Annotated in this window: 5 protein-coding genes and 1 tRNA gene; 3 read left to right on the top strand and 3 right to left on the bottom strand. The window is 47.5% G+C overall.

Annotated elements, in window-relative coordinates; all coding sequences use genetic code 11:
• From QZT80_RS00230 to QZT80_RS00220, 3 genes are all read left to right on the top strand, one after another.
• On the top strand, positions 1-833 hold an 833-nt coding region (locus QZT80_RS00230), incomplete at its 5' end, for a RagB/SusD family nutrient uptake outer membrane protein (protein ID WP_295116434.1).
• A gap of 79 nt (positions 834-912) precedes the next feature.
• Positions 913-1857, top strand: a complete 945-nt coding sequence (locus tag QZT80_RS00225; RefSeq protein ID WP_295116432.1) for an ABC transporter ATP-binding protein — start codon at positions 913-915, stop codon at positions 1855-1857.
• Complete coding sequence (locus QZT80_RS00220; protein ID WP_295116430.1) at positions 1854-4064, top strand: Gldg family protein; 2211 nt, start codon at positions 1854-1856, stop codon at positions 4062-4064. Before QZT80_RS00225 ends, QZT80_RS00220 begins: the two co-directional genes overlap by 4 nt.
• Before the next feature lie 459 nt (positions 4065-4523).
• On the opposite strand, the gene QZT80_RS00215 is transcribed toward QZT80_RS00220, so the two are convergent.
• From QZT80_RS00215 to QZT80_RS00205, 3 genes are all read right to left on the bottom strand, one after another.
• The gene (locus tag QZT80_RS00215; RefSeq protein WP_295116428.1) at positions 4524-5177 is read right to left on the bottom strand and encodes a hypothetical protein; all 654 of its coding nucleotides are present in this window, start codon (positions 5175-5177) and stop codon (positions 4524-4526) included.
• Positions 5170-6171: a hypothetical protein gene (locus QZT80_RS00210; protein ID WP_295116426.1), complete on the bottom strand. Its 1002-nt coding sequence runs from the start codon at positions 6169-6171 to the stop codon at positions 5170-5172. Before QZT80_RS00210 ends, QZT80_RS00215 begins: the two co-directional genes overlap by 8 nt.
• A gap of 288 nt (positions 6172-6459) precedes the next feature.
• Positions 6460-6532, bottom strand: a tRNA-Lys gene (locus QZT80_RS00205).
• Positions 6533-6581: the final 49 nt, after the last annotated feature.

The raw sequence follows: 6581 nt of genomic DNA, 5'->3' as shown, positions 1-6581 counted from the left end.
CTGTAAAAAATAAACTCACGAAATTCAGGGCTTCCAAAGCGGGCGGATACGCGCTGCTGGCCAGAACGTACCTGTTCATGGGCGATTATGAGAACGCACGTAAAAACGCGGAGCTGGCCCTTTCGCTACAGGGTGAACTGAAGAACATGAATGATTACAGCATCATCATTCCTGGCCCGTTCCCGAACGTACCAGGCGCACCGCTGGGCTGGACCAACATCCCCGACGCGCAACTGAATGCAGAAACCATCGTGGCGCGCCACTTCCTGCGGCCTTTCGGGCTGGGTATGGATGTTTGCGCCTCGCCTGAACTAAGCGCCCTGTTCACCAACGACGATAAACGCTGGACGCTTTACTACGCCGATGGCTGGCCGCCTGCACCTCCTTTCAATTATATGTCGAGGTACCAGGTAAAGATTTTCCTCCGCGGCGATTTCTATTCCAACTACCTCAACGTGCCCGAAATGTACCTCGTACGCGCCGAAACTTTTGCCCGCGAAGGCAAACAGCAGGAAGCCCTGAGCGATATCAACAAATTACGTTTGAACCGCATTACCCCTGCTGCCTATAAAGTATTTACGCCCGCCGATTTCGGCAACGACGACGAGCGCGTACTCCGCTTTGTGCTAGAGGAAAGGCGCCGTGAACTGGCATTTACCGGCATGCGCGTGATCGATCTGAAACGACTCAACAAGGAAACCCGTTTCCGCAAAACGATTAAACATACGGCCGAAGGAAAGGAATATGAATTGCAGCCCGGCAGCGATAAATACCTGCGGCAGCTGTGGCCAAACGCCACCATATTTAATCCAGACTGGCCACTAAATCCGTAAACCATCGCACCAACCATATACCAATCCGGCGCCGGAAACTTCCGGCGCCATTCATCTCTTATTGCGTAATAAATTGAATATGCAGGATAATATCGTAAAGATCGAAGGACTGTATCACCGCTACAGTAAAGACTGGGCGGTGCAGGACATCAACTTCCAGATCAACAGGAACGGTATTGTAGGTCTGCTCGGTTCCAATGGCGCCGGTAAATCTACAACCATGAACATCCTTTGCGGCGTGTTGAGTCAAACCCGCGGCCAGGTGCTGATTGAAGGCATCGACATGCGTACCGACCCGGAAGAGGCAAAAAAACGTATCGGCTTCTTACCGCAAAACGCACCACTGTACCTGGAACAAACCGTAGACGAATACCTCACCTATTGCGCACACCTGCGACTGATCGAAAAAAGCAAGATCCGTGAATCAATAGACAGGGTGAAGGAAAGATGCGGCGTGGCACATTTTTCCAAAAGGCTGATCGGTAATTTATCCGGCGGTTACCGCCAACGTGTAGGCATTGCCCAGGCCATCATTCACCGCCCCCTGCTCGTGGTGCTGGACGAGCCCACCAACGGCCTCGATCCTAACCAGATCCTGGAAGTGCGGCAACTGATCAAAGAAATTGCGACCGACCGGGCAGTGATCTTTTCTTCCCATATCCTTTCGGAGATACAGGCCACCTGCCAGGATATCATCATGATAGAAGGTGGTAAGATCGTGTTTAAAGACACGATGGATACTTTCAACAATTACATTGAACCCGATAGCTTAGTGGCCACCATGGAAAACCCGCCGGCAGCCGAAGAACTGCGCGCCATCGAAGGTGTGAAAGAAGTGGTGTTCCTCACCGACAAAACCGTTCGCATGCGGTTCGATCCTACCGCCGACATTGCGGAAGGACTGGTGGAAACTAGCGTTCACCGCAAATGGCGCCTGAAAGAAATTACACTGGAGAAAAGTTCGCTCGACGCCATTTTCGCACAGTTATCCAACAAAACATTTAAACCGACCGTTCAATCATGAAAGTAATTACCAGAATAGCCCGCCAGGAACTGAGCCTCCTGTTTCACTCGCCGGTAGCCTGGCTCATCCTGATCGTGTTTCCCGTGCAGATAGGCGTTAATTTTCTCTATTACATACAGATGATCGGCCGCGCACAGCGCATGGGCAATCACTTTAGCGATGTGACATCGATGGTGTTCGCAGGTTTACAGGAAGGATTTTATCCCGGTGTGAAGGGCACCCTGTACTTCTACATCCCATTGCTCACCATGGGCCTGATCAGCCGCGAAATGCACAGCGGCTCCATCAAACTGCTGTTATCATCTCCCATTAAAGTAAGAGATATCGTACTCGGCAAATTCGTGGCCATGATGGGCTACGGCGCGCTGCTGCTCGTGATCATTTGTTTATACGGCGTGGCAGGTTCATTTTTCATCACCAACATTGACTGGCAGTTTTTAGCGTCCGGCGCTATCGGCCTGTACCTGTTGATCTGCGCCTATGCAGCCATCGGCCTGTTTATGTCGTCGCTCACCACCTACCAGGTAGTAGCCGCCATCAGCACGCTGGCAGTTTTAGCAGGACTTAACTTCGTAGGCGGATTGTTCCAGGGCAACGATACCGTACGCCATATCACCTACTTTATGTCCATTGCCGGCAGGACCGAACAATTCATTTTCGGCCTGATCAGCACCCAGGACATTATTTACTTCCTGATCGTGATCGGCTTCTTTTTAGCCATTACAGGCATGCGCCTGCAAGACCAGCGCGAAGCCCGCTCCGGGACAGCGCGCACGGCCCGCTACCTTGGCTTGATCGGAGTGTGCTTCCTGGCAGGCTACCTAAGCACCATCCCGGCCTTAACCGGTTATGTTGATATGACGGCCACGCAAACGCATACACTGGGCAAACAAAGCCGCGAGCTGATCTCCAAAATGGAACATCCGCTGAAAGTGACCACGTACGTAAACATCCTCGATAATAACTACTACCTCGGCGCACCGGAAAAGAAAAGTGAGGACGAACGCATCCTCACCCCCTACCGCCGGTTTATGCCCGATATGAAGATGGAATACGTATACTACTACGACTTCTCCAACAACGAGGGTCTCTACAAAAACTACCCCGGCGAAACCGATGCCGCCATCGCCAAAAAGGTAGCCGACATCCAGGACCTCGATTATCGCAAAGTATTGAAACCGGATGCAGTAAAGAAACTCGTAGACCTGAACCCCGAAGAGAACCGCCTGGTGCGCCTGTTGGAGTATGGTGATAAGAAAACCTTTTTACGCTATTACAACGACATCCGCATATACCCCGGCGAACAGGAATTCACCGCAGCCCTGAAAAGGCTGATCACCCCGGCGGATATCCCCGTTATCACGTTCCTGCGCGGTAACGGCGAGCGCAGTATCACCAAAGCCGGCGATGCCGAATTCAAGACCTTCGTAAATGAATTGACGTTCAGGGGCGCGCTGATCAACCAGGGCTTCAACGTAGACACCGTAAACCTTGCCCGGCAAGACATACCCGCTACTACTTCGGTGCTGGTGATAGCCGATCCCAAAACCGCGTTCTCCCCCGAAGTGCAGCAGAAACTGGCCCAATACGTAGCCAGCGGCCGAAACCTGTTCGTGATCACCGAACCCGGTTCGCAAGACGTGGTAACACCGCTATTGCAGCCGCTCGGCATACATCCCGGCGCCACGCCCATCCAGGAAGAAAGCCGCGATTACGCCCCCGACTTTATCCTCGCCCGCTTTGCGGACAGTGCAGGCACCATAGCGCCCAGATTGGCCGGTTACAGGGCTGATAAGGGCGTGGTGTCGATGGTGGGTACCGCGGGCATCGGTTATGCAGACACGGCCGGCTTCCACACTGTTCCGTTGCTGATCGCGAAAAACAACGAAGCGCTGGCCGTAGCGGCGCAACGCCACGTAAACGGCAAAGAACAGCGGATCGTAGTAACCGGGGACGCCGATTTCATGAGTTCCGGTGAACTGGGCCGCCGCAAACCTTACAACTGGAACCAGCCGTTGATTACGGAGATGTTCCGGTGGTTTACGTATGGCGCGTTCCCGGTTAATACTGGCGCTATCCGCTCGCAGGATGCGATCGATAGTGACGATCAGGGGATTTTGATGATGCGGGTTATTTTCTTTGGAGTGATACCTGGTGGGTTGTTGATATTTGCGGCGGGGCTGTTGTTGTACAGGCGCAGAAGATAGGATTACGGAGCAGCTGCACAGTGCAGCTGCTTTTTTGTTTTGCGTTTGTACGGACACCACATGGATAATATAAACACCGTGATAATCCCCATGTGCACGACGACGCAAGAAAGCAATCGCCGGAAAACAAATTGGACCTCCGGGGCGTGACATAAGCTAGCGAGAGAGATACAATTGTATAGGCGACGAAGCATTAGTTAAAATTTCACGGTATTTATTGTTTTGGAGTTACTTAGTTATCAAAAATTCCCACACGATATGAAAACACTGACAAATTGCGATGTTGTATGAAGATTACTTATGAATTTAGGGAACAATTTAGTATGTTTTTCGGATTGAATTACAAGAAATGGTATAAAGTGGATTAGGTATGGTTTAGTACACATATTGACAATTTCCAAGAACTGGAAACCGGAAGCATCTTCGCCGCTTGCATGATACTATATAACGGAATTTCTCTTAGATCGAAACAACAATGAATACACGTTTCAAAATGCCATTCTTCTCTATTGCTTTAACCCTCAACTTCAACTCTTGCGCGCCCTCTTTATGAAAGACCCTACAATGAATTTGCTTAATATACCCAATAAACCTTTCGGCTTTAAATATGCGCACCGCATGTTGGTCGAAATTGTTACCTGCATCCAACTCCGCTCTCAACTCGTCTCCTACCATAAGAGTATCTGCTGGAAGATTCCTTATTGAAAGTCCGGCAAGTTCTGTTATAAATGACAACCCTTTTATTGGATTATAATCAGCGAGAAACTCAAAATTGTCCGCTGGAGACAACCCCTGTGTATGTCCCAGCAAATAAAATTTATCATGAATGAATTCAGGCTTTACTTCCCAAAAGTCGTAAAATTTTTTAACGTCCGGTCTTTCCGATTTTGTCAGGCGCTGGCCAAACACCTCTAATACATTCGTTTTATACTTTTGACTAACGTCGGGAAACTCTGCATACGGGGCAAAACCTAATTCCAATGCTTTCTCCACTTCATTTGGAAAATATTCAAACTGGAAGACGCCATCAACTTCAGACAGTTGACCTACAATATGGCGACTAGATCCTTGACCAGACCTCCAACTTAAAAATATTTGATCGAATTCATGCATCGATTAGTTGCTTTAAAATCTCTATTCTTGATACAATTAATTTACAAATAAAATCCTTTCTAGACTCCGGAATTTTATATTCCGAGAAACTATCCGGGACTTTACTATCTATATCAATAAGCGTTCCCCTGATAAAATCAGAGTACTCACAATTAAATATACTGCTCAACCTATTAGTAATGATAGCTTTATAGTCAGAATTTAACAACTCTCGAACTAATTCAAAATGGGAAAGCTTTTTCTCATTCCAATGAATTTCGGCCTGGCCCCTTTTTAAGTAGGTCTCCATCATTAATGGACTTTCAATTAAAGCACCTATTCGCTCTTCGGTCAACTCTCTACCTAAACTACTTCCTGAGTCATATATGGGCGCAAATGCTACTCCTGTGTCATACAAGGATTCCATATCAAGGCTATTTAACTGAGTTGCAGAAAGAGTCCTAAGCCTATCTAAAGCCTTTCTTATCCCTGAATGATCCATTATTATTCCCCAGTTTTCCTGATGTCTATCACCGTTACCAATTATAGCATCGAACACTATTGTTTCTACAAGGTTCCTGCAAAAACCAGACAAGCGAAACTTGCTCAATGCGCCTTCGATAGCCTGGAAGGTATACAGCTTCCTATGTTCTTTGTTATCTGGCTCATACTCAGGATATGCGCCTTGAATGAAGCGAATACCTTCCATAAAATGTTGTTTTTCTGCATCGAACATAGACTCACTAATACAACCAATATTAGTTCCATCGTGCCCAATATCATAGCACAAAACATTAAATCCAAGAAATCGCCCAACATTGTAAGCGATTATTTCGCTCCAGAATTCATACCTGAAGTCCTTTCCAGGCTTTATTGCCGTTGGTTCCTTATATTGAGAGCGTTTGAAGTAGAAAAGTTGGCCTTCTGGGGATTGAACAAGTTTTTTTGCCCGCGTACCTCCGGTACTGAACCAAGCCAATTCATTCCACTGCGAGATATCATAAATTTTCGCCACTAGTTGCGATGGAGTTAAAATCTTAAATTAATGTCAATTTGAAAATCCAAATATAAAACATTGGTGCTTTCACCATTGAATTCATTTTTTAGAACCAAAGGTAATTTACAAAATCACTACGCAAAGAATCAGCGGTGCGATATAATTCAGCTGAACAGGTAAATTTTCAGGAAAATACAGCACAATCATCTTGCGAAAAAAAATTGCAACTACCGGACGGGACATCTAAGAGTCTAAATTAAGAAAGCCTTACAAATCTTTCGACCTGTAAGGCTTTCCTATCTTCTGTGATCCCGCTGGGACTCGAACCCAGGGCCCATACATTAAAAGTGTATTGCTCTACCAACTGAGCTACGGAATCATCCCCGTTTGTTTTGGGATTGCAAAGATAGGATTTAAATTATTTCTGC

This window comes from uncultured Chitinophaga sp. (genome assembly GCF_902168175.1).
Lineage (GTDB): Bacteria > Bacteroidota > Bacteroidia > Chitinophagales > Chitinophagaceae > Chitinophaga.
Note: the sequence above shows the minus strand (reverse complement) of the source record. Positions and strands in the feature narration are given on the sequence as shown.